Source organism: Streptomyces sp. LS1784, assembly GCF_020103755.1.
Lineage (GTDB): Bacteria > Actinomycetota > Actinomycetes > Streptomycetales > Streptomycetaceae > Kitasatospora.
This window is the reverse complement of sequence record NZ_JAHSQD010000881.1, coordinates 1-2301: the sequence shown is the minus strand read 5'-3', so window position 1 is coordinate 2301 and position 2301 is coordinate 1. Positions and strand designations below refer to the sequence as shown.

General features: G+C 73.4%; 3 protein-coding genes and 1 pseudogene. 2 read left to right on the top strand and 2 right to left on the bottom strand.

Translation table 11 applies throughout. The annotated features are described in order from the left end of the window. Positions 1 to 299: 299 nt before the first annotated feature. On the bottom strand, positions 300 to 782 hold the full coding sequence (locus KS423_RS43755) for a nuclear transport factor 2 family protein (RefSeq protein ID WP_224285259.1): 483 nt from the start codon (positions 780 to 782) through the stop codon (positions 300 to 302). 99 nt (positions 783 to 881) lie between these two features. Between KS423_RS43755 and KS423_RS43750 the strand changes: the two genes are divergently transcribed. Continuing rightward, positions 882 to 1448 (top strand): TetR/AcrR family transcriptional regulator, encoded by a 567-nt coding sequence (locus KS423_RS43750; protein ID WP_224285258.1) that lies wholly within the window; start codon positions 882 to 884, stop codon positions 1446 to 1448. Between the two features lie 67 nt (positions 1449 to 1515). Here the strand turns inward: KS423_RS43750 and KS423_RS43745 are convergent. Further along, a pseudogene (locus KS423_RS43745) lies at positions 1516 to 1926 on the bottom strand (SDR family NAD(P)-dependent oxidoreductase); the annotation flags it as partial. 98 nt (positions 1927 to 2024) lie between these two features. Here KS423_RS43745 and KS423_RS43740 point away from each other — a divergent pair. Continuing rightward, complete coding sequence (locus KS423_RS43740) at positions 2025 to 2168, top strand: hypothetical protein (RefSeq protein WP_224285257.1); 144 nt, start codon at positions 2025 to 2027, stop codon at positions 2166 to 2168. Positions 2169 to 2301: the final 133 nt, after the last annotated feature.

Below are 2301 nucleotides of genomic sequence, written 5' to 3'. Positions count from 1 at the left end.
GTCCCCGGCGCCGCCGCCCCGGGGGCGGCGCCGGTCGGGGCGGCGGTGGGGGCGGAGTCGCCGTTCTCGGGGCCGCAGGCGGAGACCAGGACGGCGCCGACGCTGACCATCAGCGCGATCGCCGCGGTGGTGCCGAACCGGTTCCGCACGGAGCTGTTGTGCACGGACATCTTCCACGTCCCCCTCGGGTGCTGTTCGCTTCCGACGAGGAGCCTCCCAGGACGAGGTCAGCGGCGGATGCGTGCCGCGTCACAGCCGTGGAACAGCGCGGGCGCGCCGTGGCCCCGCGGGGGTGTCGTTCAGAGGCCGAGTTCGGTGAGGCCGGGGTGGTCGTCGGGGCGACGGCCGAGCGGCCAGTGGAACAGCCGCTCCTCGGCGCTGATCGGCAGGTCGTTGATGGAGGCGTACCGGCGGGCCATCAGGCCGTTCCGGTCGAACTCCCAGTTCTCGTTGCCGTAGCAGCGGTACCAGTGGCCGGCGTCGTCGTGACACTCGTAGGCGAAGCGGACGGCGATGCGGTCGCCGCCGTACGCCCAGAGTTCCTTGATCAGGCGGTAGTCCAGCTCGCGCTGCCACTTGCGGGTGAGGAAGTCGGCGATCCGCTCGCGGCCGGTGAGGAACTCGGAGCGGTTGCGCCAGCGGCTGTCCGGCGTGTAGGCGAGGGCGACCCGTTGGGGGTCGCGGGTGTTCCAGGCGTCCTCGGCGGCCCGGACCTTTCGGCGGGCGGTCTCCTCGGTGAACGGGGGCAGGGGAGGGCGCTGCTCGGTGCCGGTCTCGGGCATGGTGCTCCTCGGAATGGGTGTTCCGCCGATGAGAACGATCGTTCTCGCTGTTCTGGTTACGATAGGAGAACCATCGTTCTCACGCAAAGGGCACGGCAGATGGAGCAGGAAGACCCGCGGGCCCGGATCCTCGACGCGGCCGAGGAACTGTTCTACGGGCAGGGCATCCAGGCCGTCGGCATGGACGCCGTCCGGGCCGCCTCCGGCGTGACCATGCGCCGCCTCTACCAGCACTTCCCGTCCAAGGGCGAGCTCGTCGAGGCCTACCTGCTGCGCCGCGACGGTCGCTGGCGGGCGAGCCTCGCCGTGTACGTCTCGCGCACCGGGGGCTGCCCGCAGGACCAGCTGCTCGCGGTCTTCGACTGGCTCGGCCGGTGGTTCGCCGAACCCGGCTTCCGGGGCTGCGCCTTCGTCAACTCACTCGGTGAACTGGGTGCCGTCAGCCCCGCGGTGGTGGCCGCTGCCCGGCACCACAAGGCGGAGTTCGGCGGCTACCTCGCGGGCCTGGCCGAGGCCGCCGGTGCCCCGCCCGCCACGGCCGTCCACCTGACCCTGCTGGCCGAGGGGGCGATCACCAGCGCGGCCGTCCACGGCGACCCGACGGCCGCCGCCGATGCCAAGGAGGCCGCCCGGTTGCTTCTCGACGCGACGGCGCGGGCCCGGTAGCCCGGGGGCGGCGCGCCCCTCGCTCCGGTCAACCACCCTGTGTCAGGCCGCCGTTGCTCATCAGCAGCTGCCCGTTGACCGCGAAGTGCCGGTCGAAGCTCTCGACCGTGGTGTCCAGCAGACCGGAGTCGACGGATTCGCGGTGGCACAGCACCAGCGCGGTGACCGGGCCGAGCCTCTGCCCGGCCTCGGCGAAGACCCGTGCGGGTGCCTGCGGATCGGCCAGGTCGGCCTCGATCGGGAGCGCGCGGGCACCGTGCTCGCGCAGACCCCGGGCGATGTTCGTCGCCGCGGCCTCCTCGGCGCCCCAGGCCATCCGTCGGTCGTAGGCGGTCCAGTAGGTGAAGGAGAGGTCCCACCCGGAGGCCGCCGGCCCCCCGGCGATCCCGGCGCCGATGCCGACCGTCCGGCCCACCCCCGTGACCAGGGCCACCGGGCGGGGGAGTTGCGGCTTCGGGCGGTCCCGATGGGGCGTCATGAGGTGCGATCGTCGCGGGCCGAACCGTCCCGGGCAAGTGCTTTTCGGCCGAACGCGCGTTTATCGCCCGTTGATCACCGTCTCCTAGCCTCGGGCGTATGGACGAGAGAACGGTCGAACGGCCGGGGGCGCTGCCCGAGGGACGGATGACGGAGCAGGACGCCGAGCGGTTCCGGCAGCTGCTGGCACGGCTGGAGGACTCATTGGCGGTGGACCGGAAGGTGGCGGGGCGCAATGCCTGAGTGCGCCGGGCTGCGCCCGGTGGCGGTGCTGCCGGTGGCGGTCCTGCCGCTCTGGCGGCGGGCCGAGGCCGAGGGCCACCGGAACGCGGACCGGCCCGGGGTGCTGCGGGGGCACCCCGGGCCGGTGGGCGGG